The following is a 15,233-nucleotide window of genomic DNA, read 5'->3' on the forward strand; positions in this document are numbered from 1 at the left end:
TAAAGCATGGAAAGTAAAAAAAGATTGGGCCGTGTCGTCCAGAATCTACTGTTAGTCATATATACGATTTTTGCTTTGTTCCCATTGTTATGGATGCTGATCCTGACAATAAAGCCCGATGCACAGATGTATACGACGACATTTGTATTCAGCCCTACATTGGACAATTACAAAGCAGTCATATTCCAGTCAGATTATCTCAAATATATGTTGGACAGTCTGATCGTAGCAGGGGGCGCGGTTATCGTCTCCGTCGTGGCAGGGGTTCCTGCCGCATATGCACTTGCAAGATATAATTTTAAGAAAAAAGAAGACATTGCATTTCAGATATTGTCTTTCAAGTTCGCACCTGAAATCCTGGTCGTACTACCCTTGTTCATGATCTTCCAGAAACTGGGCATCTATGATTCTTATTTTGGGCTTATCTGGGTATACCAGCTGATTTGCATGCCCCTGCTTATCTGGGTCGTGAGAGGTTATTTTGAAGATATCTCTGTGGAGATCGAGCATGCGGCCCAGGTTGACGGTTATACGTGGTATCAGATATTTTTCAAGATGCTTGTGCCTCTGATCAAGCCGGGTCTCGTATCCGCAGCTCTGCTGGCATTTATCTTCGCCTGGAACAGCTTTACGTTCCCGCTGATTCTGGCAGGCACTAACGTACAGCCGATTACGGTAGCCATTACCAAGTTTCTCGGAACAGACAGTGCCCATTATGGGCAGCTGGCCGTCGCGGCAACTGTGTCTGCGTTACCCGCTATTATCTTCGCATTATGTATACAGAAACATTTAGTGCGTGGTCTGAGCTTTGGCGCTGTGAAGGGATAGGTGTGAGAATATGTCAAGAATACAATTGGAAAATGTTACAAAGAAATTTGGAAAAGTTACGGCTCTGGACGGCATATCCCTGGATATCAAAGATAAAGAGTTCTTTGTCCTGTTCGGTCCCGCAGGTGCCGGCAAGACAACTATCCTTAACTGTATCGCAGGTATCCAGATACCGGAAGAAGGGGTTATCAGATTTGACGGGGAGGTCATGAATCTTACAGATGCCGCCCACAGGGACACGGCTATGGTGTTTGAGAACTATGCACTGTATCCCCAGATGACAGTATATGACAATATGGCCTCTCCCTTGCGGAGCCCGCTATATAAAAGAGATGAAGCATACATAAAAGCGAAGATCCAGGAAGTTGCAGAGATGATGAAGATGGACTATCTTCTGCAGCGTCTGCCGAGCCAGCTGTCCAACGGTCAGAAACAGCGTGTCGCCATGGGCCGCGCCCTTGTCCGTTCGCCGCGGGTATATCTGATGGACGAACCGCTTGCACATCTGGATGCAAAGCTCCGCAATTCTATGCGTACGGAGCTGAAAGAGATACAGGCGAACTTCGGGACAACGAGCGTCTACGTAACCCACGATTTCATGGAGGCCATGTCTCTTGGTGACAGGATTGCCATCGTTAACGAAGGCAAGATTGTCCAGATAGGTACCGGTGACGAGATCTATTACATGCCGCGCAATGAATTTGTAAGCCAGCTCATGGGCGACCCGGAGATCAACCTGATTGCGGGGACGCTTAAAAAGGAGGGGGAGTCCTATTCATTTGTAATGGATGCGGGAGAAAAGATGTATGCCCTTCCGACGGATTATGAACTGTTTGAAAAGCTGGATCATCTGGGATGTGAGAGAGTAGATATCGGTATGCGGCCCCAGAACCTGAACTATTCTTTTGAGGCCAGGGAAGGATATCTGAAGTGTACGGTATACAGTTATGAAAGCATAGGAAACAAATCCGTAATCGTCGCGGAGCTGAACGGGCTTCAGCTTCGGATGATTGCCCCCAATGGACTCACGGTCAAGATCGATCAGGATATTTATGTCGATATGGAACTTAACTACGCTATGTTCTTTGACGCAGAGTCAAAAGAATATTTGACAAGATATAACGAAGCTGCCGTATTGGCTTTGACAGAACAGGAGGGGTAGGGATATGGCTGGATTGAGAATAGAACATCTGTATAAACGTTATGAGAACAACGGCAAAAAGAAGAAAAATGCGGTACAGAATGATTATGCTGTAAAGGATCTGAACCTTGTATGTGAACAGGGGGAGTTTATAGCGCTTCTGGGCCCCTCCGGGTGTGGCAAGACTACGACGCTGCGTATGACGGCGGGTCTGGAGGATATCACGAAGGGGGATATCTATATCGGAGATACGCTCGTCAATAATCTTCACCCGAAAGACAGACACATCGGCCTTGCTTTTGAAGACTATGCCATGTATCCGCCTCTGACCGTATACGACAACATAGCGTTTAACCTAAAGGCCAAGGGCGTCGATAAGGCGGAGATTGATAAGCGGGTGCAGGAGATTGCGCCGCTGATGCAGTGTGACGATCTGCTGGATAAGATGCCTGTCAAGCTGTCCGGCGGTCAGAAGCAGCGTGTGAATATCGCGCGCGCTATCATCCGGCGTCCGGAGCTGCTCCTCATGGATGAGCCTCTGTCACATCTGGACGGGAAGGCCCGCCAGGCGATGCGTACGGAGATAAAGCGCCTCATCAACGACATCAAGTGTACGACCGTATATGTAACGCATGACCAGTTAGAGGCGATGTCGCTGGCAGACAAGATTGCCATCATTAACTTCGGCGTGCTGCAGCAGTTCGGAACGCCGGCAGAAGTATACGACGACCCGGTAAATGAATTCGTCGCCTCCTTTATCGGGGAGCCGCCGATGAATATCCTGGAAACCACGATTGCCGGAGAGGAGGAGCATTTCTTCTTCACGTTTAAGGACAGCAATCTGAAGATAGCCGTCCCACAGCGCTACTATAATGTGGTGAGCAGCGGGTTCAAATGCAAGATGGGGGTACGGCCTATGGATGTACTCATCGGCGGGGCAGATTCTATGGGGGCGCCGGAGGAAGTTGCCACATTTGAGAATCTGGGTGACGAACGCCGCATCGGTATCCATGTGGGAGAAGCGCTGCTTATGCTTATCACTGATGATGAAGCACGCTATAAGAGCGGCGATATCATCAAGCTGGAGGTCCGTGGGGAGAAAACACATCTGTTTGATATTGAGACGGGAGACCGCATACGTGAATAGCGTATAGTTTAAAGAGATATTATGAAAAGGAGGTAGTCATGATGAGCAGTTTACCTGAAAAAATGAAAGCAATTGTGGCCTATGCGCCCGGCGATTACAGATACGAAATGGTCGACACGCCGAGAGCAGGAGAGGGCGAGATGATTCTGAAAGTAGAAGCCTGCGGTATCTGTGCAGGAGATACGAAAGCTTATGCAGGAGCCGCAAGCTTCTGGGGATTTGACGGACAGCCCAAATACATAAAAGAACCGATGATTCCGGGCCACGAATTTGTCGGTACGGTGGTAGAGATCGGGGAGAAGGTAAAAGGCAGCTGGAAGATAGGCGACAGGATCTGTCCGGAGCAGATCGTACCGTGCGGAGAGTGCATGTTCTGCAGGACCGGGCGCCACTGGATGTGTGAGAAACATGATCTGTTTGGCTTCCAGAACAATGTTAATGGCGGGATGGCAGAATATGTAAAGCTTACGAAAGAATCACTTCCCTATCTGGTGCCGGCAGATATGCCCATTGAGAAGGCGGCGTTGATCGAACCGTACGGCTGTTCGTTCCACTGTGTGGAGCGTGCCCAGGTGACGCCGAGGGATTTCGTCGTACTTTCCGGTGTGGGGACGCTCGGCCTTGGCATGGTGGGAGCCCTCAGGCAGGCAAATCCGAGGTGCCTCGTAGTTCTTGATATGAATGAAGCCAGACTTGCAAAAGCTCTGGAGTTTGGAGCTGATATTGCATTGAATCCTGCAAAAGAGGATGTGGCCGCTAAAATCAAAGAGATGACTGACGGCTACGGATGCGACATCTATATAGAAGCGACCGGACATCCGTCGAGTGTACAGCAAGGGCTTGACGCTATACGGAAGATGGGGCGCTTCGTAGAATTCTCCGTATTCGGGCAGCCGGTTACGGTAGACTGGTCTATTATCTCGGACAGGAAAGAATTAGATTTGCTGGGCGTACATCTAAGCCCGTTCTGCTATGATACGGTCATTGACTGGATTAGCAGCGGGAAGCTTCCGACCGAAGGTGTCGTAACACATAAGTTCCCTCTGGAGAGATGGGAAGAGGGATTCCACATTGCAAAGACCGGCGAGAACGGAGCGCTGAAAGTGATTCTGGTTCCAGGCATGGATGCATAAGTCGTAAGGAGGAAAAAGTGTATGCAGCGTATATTAAACAACCCGGATAATATTGTAGATGAGATGCTGGAAGGATTTCTGAAAGCGCATGGCGATATCGTGGAGGCAACGGACAATCCGAGGGTCGTTAAGGCAAAGAATATTCCGGAAGGAAAAGTCGGCGTGGTAACCGGAGGAGGCTCCGGGCATAAGCCAGCCTTTATCGGATACGTTGGGGAGAATCTGTGCGATGCGGCAGCCGTAGGGGAGATCTGTTCCTCCCCTACCGCAGCAGCATTCCTCGATGCCTGCAAGGCAGCGGACCAGGGAAAGGGAGTTGCATGTCTGTACGGCAATTACTCGGGAGATAACATGAATGTAAGGATGGCGGTGAAGATGGCCGGAAAGGCCGGCATTACGGTAAAGACGGTTGTGGCCAACGACGATGTGGCATCTGCACCAAAAGACCAGAGAGAGAAACGCCGCGGTGTGGCCGGCGAGGTGCTGATGTGGAAAGTAGGCGGTGCAAAAGCGTCCAAAGGCGGTAATCTGGACGAGGTGATTGCAGCAGCCCAGAAAGCCATCGACAATACCCGTTCTGTAGGTATCGGGCTGACACCGTGTACGCTTCCGGCAGTAGGCCATCCGAATTTTGAGATCAAGGATGGGACGATGGAAGTCGGCATCGGCCATCATGGGGAACCGGGAATCGAGGTATGTCCGCTGGAGACGGCGGATAAGATGGCCAGGAGGATGGTCGATGTGGTGCTGCCGGATTATCCTTTCGCAGAGGGGGACGAGGTGGCAGTGCTTGTGTCAGGTCTTGGAGCAACACCGGTCATGGAACTGTATGTATTATATGATGAGATTGACAAGCTTCTGAAAGAGAAGGGAATCAAAACCCATAAAGCATATGTAGGTAACTACTTCACGTCCCTGGAGATGATGGGGGCGACGCTGACTATCATGAAGCTGGATGAGGAGCTGAAGGAGCTGCTGGATATGCCGGCCTACAGCATGGGGCTGAAACAAAGATAGGACGAACCGACAACAAACAGGGAGGGGTTAATGTGATGAGCACATTTAAAAATGCAGACGGCAAGCCGGTACTACTGAAAATGGTCAAGGCCATCCAGGAGAATAAAGCATATCTCGGCGAGGTAGACGGCCTGATTGGAGACGGGGACCATGGTATGAACATGAACAAAGGGTTTTCTGTATTTGAAGCCCGTTTTGCAGAGGAGGACATAAGCTTTACAGAAGGGCTGGATGAACTGGGAATGATACTGCTGAATGAAATAGGAGGCTCCATGGGTCCTATCTATGGAACAATTCTGATGGATATGGCAGAGGCAGGGGAAAGCCTGGAGGACATCAGCGTGGCTGATTTTGGCAATATGCTGGCGGCAGGGCTTGACGGCTTGCACGACATCGTGGAGGCACAGGTGGGAGATAAGACGCTGGTAGACACGCTTTCTCCTGCGGTAGACGCGGTAAAGCAGGCGCAAGAAGCGGGGGAAGGATACGAAACAGCGCTTCAGAAGATGAAGGCTGCTGCGGAGGCCGGGCGCGACAGTACAAAGGATATGGTGGCAAAGTTCGGGCGCTCCAGCCGTCTGGGAGAGCGCTCCAGAGGGGTGCTTGACGCCGGAGCCACATCATGCTGTATCCTATTGTCCGCAATGGCAGAAGGAATATCAGAGCTGCTGTAATGCATGTAATGAACTACATAAGAACACCAACCCAAGGTGCCTGTTTAGGGCATTTTGGGTTTTTTTGGCTGTAAACAATAAGTGGAAAATATAAAGAAGCAATGTTATACTCTAATTAAGATAAGAATATAGTTAGGTTTTTAACAAGGAGGCACTATGAAAAGGAACCTGTATATAAAAATAGCGTATTGGTATTATACGCTTGGAATGACTCAGGATGAGATTGCAAAGCGTCTTTCCTTTACGAGGCAGAAAGTGAACCAGATTATCAGCTCTCTTATCGATCTGGACGTTGTAAATATCAATATCCACGGTTATGAGCGGGATAATGTGGAGCTGGAGTGCAGGTTAGAGGAACGTTTTGGCTTAAAGGAGGTACTTGTTACGGAGGACTACGGTGAAAGCAGTACCGCTATCTACAAAGTTGCTAATGTAGCAGCCCAGTATCTGGATGAAAATATCAAGCAGGGAGATATCATCGGAGTATCCTGGGGGCATACGCTGTCGGAAGTCGTCAAGCAGATGGAATTCAAAAGGCGCAGCGAATGCCGGGTAGTACAGCTTATCGGTGCCCAGAACATAGAGGATTTCGTGGAGAAGTCGGATGAAATAGCCAGGGGGCTTGCCAACAGGCTGGACTGTCCAAGCTATATGCTGTACGCCCCGGTTGTGGTGGAACACGCGGAGACGAAAAAATGGCTCATGGAGGAAAGAAGCATCAAAGTATCCTGTGAACTTATGCAGAAGTGCGATGTGGCGCTGCTTGGGGTTGGAGAGCTTACAGAACAGTCTACCATGTGCACGAGCGGGCACATAACGAGAAATGACGTACGGATACTGAGAGAACGGGGATTTGTGGGCGATATAGCCATGAATCCAATCAGGAAAGACGGAAGCTGGGACAACTGTCCTTTGAGCGACAGACTTTTGAATGCAGATATGGAGTGTCTGAAAGGAATTAAGAATACCGTCCTGATTGCAAGCGGCAGGCAGAAAGTAGAGGCGATACAGGCAGCTCTTTGTACCGGAACCATCAACACGTTGATAGTAGATGTGACGACGGCAAGGCAGGTCATGGACAGCTTTTAACATATAAATACAATCAAGAAGAAGTTACGGCGCCATCTGGGCAGGAAGTCCAGATGGCGCTTTTTCATATTGGAAACCGCGACATTCTTTTTCTATAAGAAAGGAATTGACAAAAGTGTATGAGGTGATATACTGAAATTACAAATGTAAGATAATATTACATATGTAACATTTCAAATGATAAGAAGTGAGTCGTGGAGTATAAAAGACCGGTTCATGATAGCTTTCGGGAGGCTGTAAGATGAAATATATTCTTGGGATTGATGTCGGAACATCAAATGTAAAGGCTGTTCTATTTGACGAGTATGGAAATGAAGTGTGTGTGTCAAGCAGGGAGAGCCAGCCAGTCAATGGTACTGCAAACCAGATGGAACAGGATATGAACCTTATATGGGAAAAGGTGAAGCGTTGCATAAAAGCTGTCATAGAGGAAGGAACCTGCGGCGGTGATGAAGTAATCGCAGTCGGCGTGACGGGCCAGGGGGAGGGATGCTGGCTGATTGACAGCAAAGGGGATCCGGTGCAGAACGCTATACTATGGTGCGACGGCAGAGCGGTGGATGAGGTTAAGGCGATTACAAAAGACTGTCCGGAAATCGGCAGGCTCTATCATACCACTACCGGTACGCCGCCGCTGCTTGGCAATCAGATGATTCTATTAAAATGGATGAAGAATAACCGGAAAGACATCCTCGATCATGCGGAACATCTCATATTCTGCAAAGACTGGATACGCTATAAGATGACCGGTGAGATCCGGGCTGAGATTACGGACAGCCTTACCTCGCTGGTAGATGTCGGGAGCGGGGCTATCGCAGATGAGCTTATGGAAGCATTGGACCTATTCGAATACAGAAGCTACCTTCCGGATCCGGTCCGGTCTGACCAAGTGGCAGGGACTGTTCTGGATTCCTTTGCAGATGAAGTGGGGCTTCAAAGGGGAACACCGGTTATTGCTGGAGCGCTGGATACTTCCGCGACGGCTGTAGGGCTCGGGGCTATCCATGAAAAAGATGTCTGTGTGATTCTTGGCACGACGTGTGCAAGCGAAATAGTCCTGAAAAAAGAGGACTGCCATTTTGGAGCAGAGAATACAAGATATGAAAAGCATCCTCTGGGCGATCTGTACGTGGAACTGCAGCCTACGCTTAACGGGACGCCGAATATAGACTGGATGCTAGAGAACATAGCTCTTACAAAAGATTTTAATGAGATAGACAGAATCGTAGACAGGACACCGGTCGGATGCGGAGGCGTCGTGTATCACCCTTACATCAGCGTGGCAGGAGAGCGCGCCCCTTTCTATCACCCATATGCGAGAGCCAGCTTCTTCGGCATCAGCCAGGTGACTACGAGAGACCATCTGATCCGGGCCGTGTACGAAGGAATCAGCCTTTCCATCCGGGACTGCCTCCAGCACGTAGATAAAAGCGGAACAATATATCTCGCCGGGGGAGGAGCCAAGAGTCCGGTATGGGCCCAGATGATTGCAGACGTGGCCGGCATGAAAGTTATGATTCCGGCCGGCGAAGAACTGGGGGCGAAAGGCGTGGCGCTTATGGCGGGCGTAAGCCAGGGACTGTACAGGGATTATGATGATGCCGCGGGAAAAGCCTGTAAGTTCAAACATGTCTATCTTCCGGGTCCATCGAATGTTAAGAAGTACGATCTCTTATATGAACTGTATAAAAGGGTTCGGATACATAACCAGGAAATATGGGACTACAGGCATCAGATGAACAAGAAAATGAAAGCCATCAAGGAGGACTAATATTATGAAGATTTTTTTTACTGCTGAGTACGATGAAGAGGAGCTGAAACCGCTGTATCAGGCCGGGGAGGTCATCAAAGACGGATGGGCGCTTGGCCTTCCTAAGATGGAGGAAGAGGAGCTGATGGAAAAGACAAGAGATGTGGACATGATCATCACCAGCTACGATGACATCACAAGAAATGTGATTGAACATGCAGAAAATCTCAAACTGATAGCCTGTACGAGAGCCACACCGGTCAATGTGGACATAAAGGCTGCCAGGGAGCGCAATATCCCCGTCCTATATACGCCGGGACGCAACTCCGACTCGACTGCGGAGATGACGATAGGCCTGATGCTGTCGGCGGCCAGGAAGATACCTATGGCCTATAAAGCATTAAAGGATGGAAAATATACAGGAAACCCGGATGCCAGGAAGGAGACAAAGGATGGCCTGAAGGCAGACGTAATCTGGGATATGAAATTGGATGCTCCGTACATGGTGTTCAAAGGGACGCAGCTGAAAGGAAAGACGCTCGGCATCCTGGGCTACGGCAGCATCGGCCGCAGAGTCGGACGTATTGCCAGGGCCTTTGGCATGGAACTTCTTGTGTACGATCCCTTTGTCGGAGAAGTGGAGATAGAAGAGATAGGGATAAGAAAAGCATCATCAGTAGAAGAGCTGATGAAAGAATCTGATTTCATTACGTGCCATATGAAAGTCACCCCGGAGACGACAGGAATCATCAGCCGGGAAAGGATCGCATTGATGAAACCTACCGCGTATTTTATCAATGCATCGAGGGGAGCGATTCTTGACGAAGCGGCCCTCATAGATGCCCTGAAAGATAACAGGATTGCTGGAGCGGCATTTGACGTGTATGCGAGTGAGCCGATTGCGGGGAACCATCCGTATATTACAGAACTTGACAACGTGGTCGTCACGCCTCATATCGCCGGAGCGACCGATGACGTGCTTGTGAACCATACAAAACAGATCGTATCTGATATAAAGAGGTTCCTCAAAGGAGAGCATCTGTTATATCAGTACAGATATTAAGAAGATGGAGGAAGAAAGATGAACAGAGAAAAAGCAAAACTGATGCAGATTGAAGTGTGTAATACTGCCCTGGAGATGTACCACAGCGGGCTCGTTGCAGGAACGTGGGGAAACATATCAGGCAGGGTAGATGACGAGCATATGGTCATCACGCCGTCCGGCATGGATTACGAGCGGCTTGCCGCGGAGGAGATGGTGATCGTCAATATGAAGACGCTTGCGTATGAAGGAAGCTTGAAGCCTTCTGTCGAAGCGGTCGTGCACGCCGCTATCTATCTGGACCGGCCGGAAGTAAATGGCATCATGCATACGCATTCTACATACGCCCTCACGGTAGCCGCGGCCAGAAAGTCCATCCCCCCTATCTGCGACGACCAGGTTCAGATTCTGGGAGGCGATGTGCGTCTTGCCGCATACACCATGCCGGGCACAAAAGAGATGGCAGAAGCCGTAGTCGGAGCCTTAGAAGGCAGGGCAGGAGCCCTGATTGCCAATCATGGGGCCATTACGGTGGGGAGGACGCTTCCTGAGGCATACGTCGGTTCCCAGGTGCTGGAAAAGGCGGCCATGGTATATATCAATAGCCAGAGCATTGGAGGCGGAGTGGAAATATCTCAGGAGGATATTGACTTTTTCCATGACTTCTTTCTAAACAAATACGGACAGAGATGAGAGGGGAGACAGAATGAAGACGCTGATTACAGCAAGGTTTGACAGGCAGTATACTGAATTGCTGGAAACGGTTACTACAGATTATGCATTTGCCGGCTATGGCGTGACGGGAGAGAAGATGCCGGTGACGGAGATGAAAGTAAAGATAAAGGGGATAGAGCTCCTGATAACAGAATTCGAGGATATAACGGATGAAGTAATCGAAGCGGCCGACCGATTGAAAATCATCGTGTGCTGCCGTAACGAAGCCTTCGCGAGCATAGACATCGAGGCTGCCACGAAAAAGAAGATTCCTGTGCTGCGGGCAGGCGGACGTAATGCCATAGCGGTGGCAGAGCATACCATAGCGCTGCTCATGTGCGTATCCAAAAATATAAGCCTCACAGACCATCTGCTGAAATATACAGATGATCTGACAGGAGTATCTTATAACGACGGCAGCGGCAAGCGAGCCGAGACGATGTCCGAGTGGTCTATGGATCCGGATGCACCCTTCGCCCTCTACGGAGGAGGGCCGGAGATGTACCAGAAGACGTTCGGCCAGATTGGATTTGGAATGATTGGGAGGGAGGTGGCCGGACGTGCAAGGGCGCTCGGTATGAAACTCCTTATATATGACCCATATGTAAGCCAGAAGGATATGGAATATCTTGGAGCGAAAAAAGCGGATCTTGATACGGTGATGAAAGATTCGGATTTTATCAGTGTCAACTGTAATGTCGTCCCTGAAACAGAAGGCCTTATCAGCAGAGAAAAAATCGCGCTTATGAAGCCGACTGTTTACTTTGTGAATACGGCAAGAGCCAAAGTGCTCGACTACGATGCCTTATACGACGCTTTGAAAGAAAACCGGATCGCGGGGGCGGGGCTGGACGTATATCCGGTTGAGCCGATTCCCTCAGGTGACAAGTTCCTTGGCCTGAAAAATGTAGTGCTGACCCCTCATCTGGCAGGATCTGCGAGGGACATCGTAGGACACCAGACAGAGATTACGTTACATGATGTGAAGAAGCTGCTTGCTGGAGAACCTCCCCGGTTTATCTGTAATCCGGAGGTGCTCTCCTAGATTGGAGGGATAAAAAGTGCGGTATTCCATAGGGATAGATATCGGGACGACAACGGTCAAATGTATCTTGTTCAGAGAAGGCCCCCAGGTAGCCGCGGAGGCGGGAAAAGAATATGAAACGCTTCTGCCGGAGCCTTCCTGGGTACAGCAGAATCCTGAGAACTGGTGGGATGCGGCCGTACAGTGCATTCGTATGGTACTGGCAAAAAGCTGGGTCAATCCGGAAGATATAAAGGTCATATCGGTAAGCAGCCAGGCGCCTGCCGTACTTCCGGTGGACAAGGACGGAAGGCCGCTGCATGATGCGCTGATCTGGATGGACAGGAGAAGCAAGGAAGAATATGAGATTATAAAGGAAGTAGTCGGGGAGGATAAGATATTCGATATTACCGGGAACCGCCTCGACACCTATTTTACTTTGACAGAACTCATGTGGTTCCTTCGCCACAAGCCAGAAATCATGGATAAGTGCCACAAGGTGCTCCAGGTAAACGGATATATCAATTATAAGCTGACCGGGACGTTTTCTATAGACGACACGCATGCTTCGCTGACCCAGATATACGATATTCATCATAACTGCTGGAGCGATGAGCTGTTAAATGCAATCGGCGCGGATGCCTCTCTGATGCCGGATGTGTACCAGTGCTGTGAACCGATAGGTACCGTATCGGCAGAGGCGGCGGCGCTCACAGGACTGTCTGTCAAGACAGCGGTGCTGGCGGGGGCCGTGGATGCCACGGCGGCAGGTCTGGAAGCAGGGGTATATGAAGGGGGGAGGATAGCGGAGATGAGCGGTACGAGCTCTGTCGTACTGATCGGATTTGATAAGCTGGTTACGGCGCGGGAACTGTCATACCTGAAAGGAAGGGGAGAGAACAGCACTATCCTCTATGGGGCGATGAATACGGCAGGCGGGTCTCTTAAGTGGTTCAGGGACGCGCTGTATGGCGGAGAGACCATCAGAAAAGATTCCTATCAGCGGATTAACAGAGAGATAGAAAAGATGGCGAAATATCCGTCAAAGATAATATTCCTCCCTTATATGGCCGGGGAGAGGGCCCCTATCTGGGATCCGGACGCGAGAGGGACCTTCATAGGGCTGAACCTGAATACGAACCGGGCGGAGATGGTGCGCTCTATTATGGAAGGAACTTGCTTTGCGCTGAAGGACAATCTGGACCAGGCGGTTAAAATCGGAATTCCAATCCACGATATCATCTGCTGCGGCGGCTGCAGCAAGAGCGACATCTGGCTGAAAATCAAGGCATCTGTGATCGATAAGGAAATCAAGCTGCCGGAAGTGAATCTGGGTGCGCCCGGAGGGCTGTCCTACATGAATGCCGCCTTTATGGGGGAATACGAAAGCCCGGAAGAGGCATCGGCTGCCAGCCTTAAGATCAAACGTACGGTGGAACCGGTAAAAGAATGGGTAGAGCCTTACCGGGAGATGTACCACATATATGTGGAATCGTACAAGGCATTGAAGGATGAGTTTAAGGCACTTGTAAAGATATGATTGACAAAGGCCCATAGGATAAGGCGTGTCCTATGGGCCTTTACCTATGCTGCATGTTACTCCCCACTGAGCAGTTCATCGGCAGTCGTATTTAGAATCTGGGCAAATGCTTTGAGTTCTATATCTGTCACAAATCTTTTTCCGCATTCGATTCTTTGAATCGCGTTCTTATCTAAATCGATTCCTTTCAGCTGCAGCTTGTCTGCAAAAGCCCGTTGCGAAACTTTGGGAGTAAGCTGCTTTCTAAGCATGCTGAGCTTATTGCCGCATAAGTTATTTTTTCCGCTCGTCGTTTTATTTTTATACATTGAGAAGCCCTCCGTCATAGGTGGTGTCAAATAAAATGACATTCACTACTTGTCATTATTTTTAGTTTATGTTAAAATAGTTGAAAATATGACATCTTGTAGATGTCAGTTTTAAACTATTGTAGAATGATGGGAGTGGACAATATGTATAGTTTAAATGAATGCTGCATGCTTGTTGGGATAGTGCCCTTGCTTCTGGGGCTCATCATTACAATTTGTATTGCTATAGTGCAGATCTGCATGTCTTTGAAGAGATGACCGATAACCGGCTGGCCGGGTTATCGGTTTTTTATTTTGAAATAGCACTTGACCCTGACCTTGGAGGAGACTGTAGGATATCTTTGTAAGGAGGAAAATAGGATGGAATCATGTATGAAGGTAAAGAATCTTACGAAGAGATTTGGAAAGAGAGTCGTGGTGGATAGGCTGTCGTTTCATGTGAGCAGGAAGGAAGTGTTCGGCCTGCTCGGTCCGAACGGGGCCGGCAAGAGTACGACGATTGAGACAGCTCTCGGGCTAAAAAAAGCGGATGGCGGCACAGCCGAAATCGTAGGGATGAATCCTGCGGCAAAGAGGAAGAAGATATTTGAGCGTGTCGGCGTACAGCTCCAGTCATCTAATTTTCAAAACAATATACGGGTGGAGGAGATATGCGAAGAGCTGTCCGCACTCTATAAGTCTCCGGCTGACTACCGGGAACTTCTTCGCCAGTTCAAGCTTGAAGAATTCTTGAGGCAGCCGGTAGATAAGCTGTCGGGCGGAGAGCGGCAGAAGCTGTCCGTCATCCTTGCCCTGCTTCCGGGGCCGGAGCTTGTATTTCTGGATGAACTTACGACAGGACTTGACGCGGCGGCCCGCAGGGAAGTATGGCAGACGTTGAAAGGATTAAAGGAAAGAGGGATGACGATATTCCTCACGACGCATTATATGGAAGAAGCAGAGAGCCTGTGTGACCGTATTATGCTCATAAAGCAGGGAAAAGAGATTATTACAGGGACAGTAGAAGAAGTCGTGGAAAACAGTCCGTACGATAACCTTGAGGATGCATATCTCTGGTATATGGAAGAGGAGGGAAAGAGATGAGACGTTTTTGGACATTATATAAGATAGAACAGAAACTGGGGTTCCGCTGCCCGGACGGCCTGATATTCGGGGTCGCCATGCCTGCCGGCATTCTCGTGCTCATAGCAGTTATCGCAGGGGAAAAGGCAGCAGGCGGTGGGAACTATACATTTCTTCAAAGTGCGTTTGCTTCGTTGACGGCAGTAGGAATCTGTGCAAGCGCTTTTATGGGAATCCCCCTGACCATAGCCGATTATCGGGATAAAAAGATCCTAAAGCACTTTTTTGTCACGCCGTGCAGTCCGATGGCATTGCTGGCGGCAGTAGTTACCTGTGGGACGGTGACCGCGCTCATTTCCTGTGCGGCGGTTTCGATAATTTCTGTGGCCGCATTTGGATACAGGATGGAAGGAAATGTATTGCTGTTTGCGTGCGCATACCTGCTGGTCATGGCGGCCATGTACAGCATCGGCATGCTCATAGCAGGACTGTGCAGGACCGTTAAGATTGCAAACGTGGTAACGACAGCAGTGTATTTTCCGATGCTGTTCTTATCCGGAGCTACCATACCGTTTGAGCTGTTTCCGGAACGACTTCAGAAAGTGGCATCCGTGCTTCCTCTGACGCAGGGAATCAAGCTGATGAAAGAGATATCCATGGGCGGGCAGGTGGAAGATACTGCCGGAATCGTGGTACTGCTTGCGGCAATTACTATTATCTGCTGCTGTCTTACAAAATTTACATTTCGATGGGAATAATCGGTA

The 15,233-nt window shown here is 49.5% G+C and carries 15 protein-coding genes; 14 read left to right on the top strand and 1 reads right to left on the bottom strand.

Translation table 11 applies throughout. The features are described 5' to 3' along the window. The first annotated feature begins 6 nt into the window (after positions 1-6). From HJV72_RS13875 to HJV72_RS20195, 12 genes are all read left to right on the top strand, one after another. On the top strand, positions 7-828 hold the full coding sequence (locus HJV72_RS13875) for a carbohydrate ABC transporter permease (protein WP_208071764.1): 822 nt from the start codon (positions 7-9) through the stop codon (positions 826-828). Positions 829-838: 10 nt separating this feature from the next. Next, positions 839-1,990 carry an ABC transporter ATP-binding protein gene (locus HJV72_RS13880; RefSeq protein ID WP_208071766.1) on the top strand — a complete coding sequence of 384 codons (1,152 nt, stop codon included), beginning with the start codon at positions 839-841 and terminating at the stop codon, positions 1,988-1,990. A 4-nt stretch (positions 1,991-1,994) separates the two neighbouring features. After that, the gene (locus HJV72_RS13885; RefSeq protein ID WP_208071768.1) at positions 1,995-3,116 is read left to right on the top strand and encodes an ABC transporter ATP-binding protein; all 1,122 of its coding nucleotides are present in this window, start codon (positions 1,995-1,997) and stop codon (positions 3,114-3,116) included. Positions 3,117-3,157: 41 nt separating this feature from the next. Next, positions 3,158-4,249, top strand: coding sequence for an alcohol dehydrogenase catalytic domain-containing protein (locus HJV72_RS13890; RefSeq protein ID WP_208071837.1), 1,092 nt, complete (start codon positions 3,158-3,160; stop codon positions 4,247-4,249). Between the two features lie 21 nt (positions 4,250-4,270). Beyond that, on the top strand, positions 4,271-5,266 hold the full coding sequence (locus tag HJV72_RS13895; RefSeq protein ID WP_208071770.1) for a dihydroxyacetone kinase subunit DhaK: 996 nt from the start codon (positions 4,271-4,273) through the stop codon (positions 5,264-5,266). 35 nt (positions 5,267-5,301) lie between these two features. Then, positions 5,302-5,940: a dihydroxyacetone kinase subunit DhaL gene (gene dhaL / locus HJV72_RS13900; RefSeq protein ID WP_208071772.1), complete on the top strand. Its 639-nt coding sequence runs from the start codon at positions 5,302-5,304 to the stop codon at positions 5,938-5,940. Positions 5,941-6,096: 156 nt separating this feature from the next. After that, positions 6,097-7,029 (top strand): sugar-binding transcriptional regulator, encoded by a 933-nt coding sequence (locus tag HJV72_RS13905; protein ID WP_208071774.1) that lies wholly within the window; start codon positions 6,097-6,099, stop codon positions 7,027-7,029. 241 nt (positions 7,030-7,270) lie between these two features. Next, the gene (locus HJV72_RS13910) at positions 7,271-8,800 is read left to right on the top strand and encodes an FGGY-family carbohydrate kinase (RefSeq protein WP_208071776.1); all 1,530 of its coding nucleotides are present in this window, start codon (positions 7,271-7,273) and stop codon (positions 8,798-8,800) included. Positions 8,801-8,804: 4 nt separating this feature from the next. Continuing rightward, positions 8,805-9,842, top strand: a complete 1,038-nt coding sequence (locus HJV72_RS13915) for a 2-hydroxyacid dehydrogenase (RefSeq protein ID WP_208071778.1) — start codon at positions 8,805-8,807, stop codon at positions 9,840-9,842. An 18-nt stretch (positions 9,843-9,860) separates the two neighbouring features. Beyond that, complete coding sequence (locus HJV72_RS13920; RefSeq protein WP_208071780.1) at positions 9,861-10,514, top strand: class II aldolase/adducin family protein; 654 nt, start codon at positions 9,861-9,863, stop codon at positions 10,512-10,514. A gap of 13 nt (positions 10,515-10,527) precedes the next feature. Then, on the top strand, positions 10,528-11,580 hold the full coding sequence (locus HJV72_RS13925) for a 2-hydroxyacid dehydrogenase (RefSeq protein ID WP_208071782.1): 1,053 nt from the start codon (positions 10,528-10,530) through the stop codon (positions 11,578-11,580). 16 nt (positions 11,581-11,596) lie between these two features. Beyond that, complete coding sequence (locus HJV72_RS20195) at positions 11,597-13,099, top strand: xylulokinase (protein ID WP_208071784.1); 1,503 nt, start codon at positions 11,597-11,599, stop codon at positions 13,097-13,099. Between the two features lie 56 nt (positions 13,100-13,155). Here the strand turns inward: HJV72_RS20195 and HJV72_RS13935 are convergent, their stop codons facing one another. Then, positions 13,156-13,407, bottom strand: coding sequence for a helix-turn-helix domain-containing protein (locus tag HJV72_RS13935; protein ID WP_208071785.1), 252 nt, complete (start codon positions 13,405-13,407; stop codon positions 13,156-13,158). Positions 13,408-13,767: 360 nt separating this feature from the next. Here HJV72_RS13935 and HJV72_RS13940 point away from each other — a divergent pair, with 360 nt between their 5' ends. After that, complete coding sequence (locus HJV72_RS13940; protein WP_208071787.1) at positions 13,768-14,490, top strand: ABC transporter ATP-binding protein; 723 nt, start codon at positions 13,768-13,770, stop codon at positions 14,488-14,490. Further along, positions 14,487-15,227 carry an ABC transporter permease gene (locus tag HJV72_RS13945; RefSeq protein WP_208071789.1) on the top strand — a complete coding sequence of 247 codons (741 nt, stop codon included), beginning with the start codon at positions 14,487-14,489 and terminating at the stop codon, positions 15,225-15,227. Before HJV72_RS13940 ends, HJV72_RS13945 begins: the two co-directional genes overlap by 4 nt. Positions 15,228-15,233: the final 6 nt, after the last annotated feature.

Origin of the sequence: Extibacter sp. GGCC_0201, from assembly GCF_017566055.1 — a bacterium.
In the GTDB taxonomy this organism is placed as follows: domain Bacteria; phylum Bacillota; class Clostridia; order Lachnospirales; family Lachnospiraceae; genus Extibacter.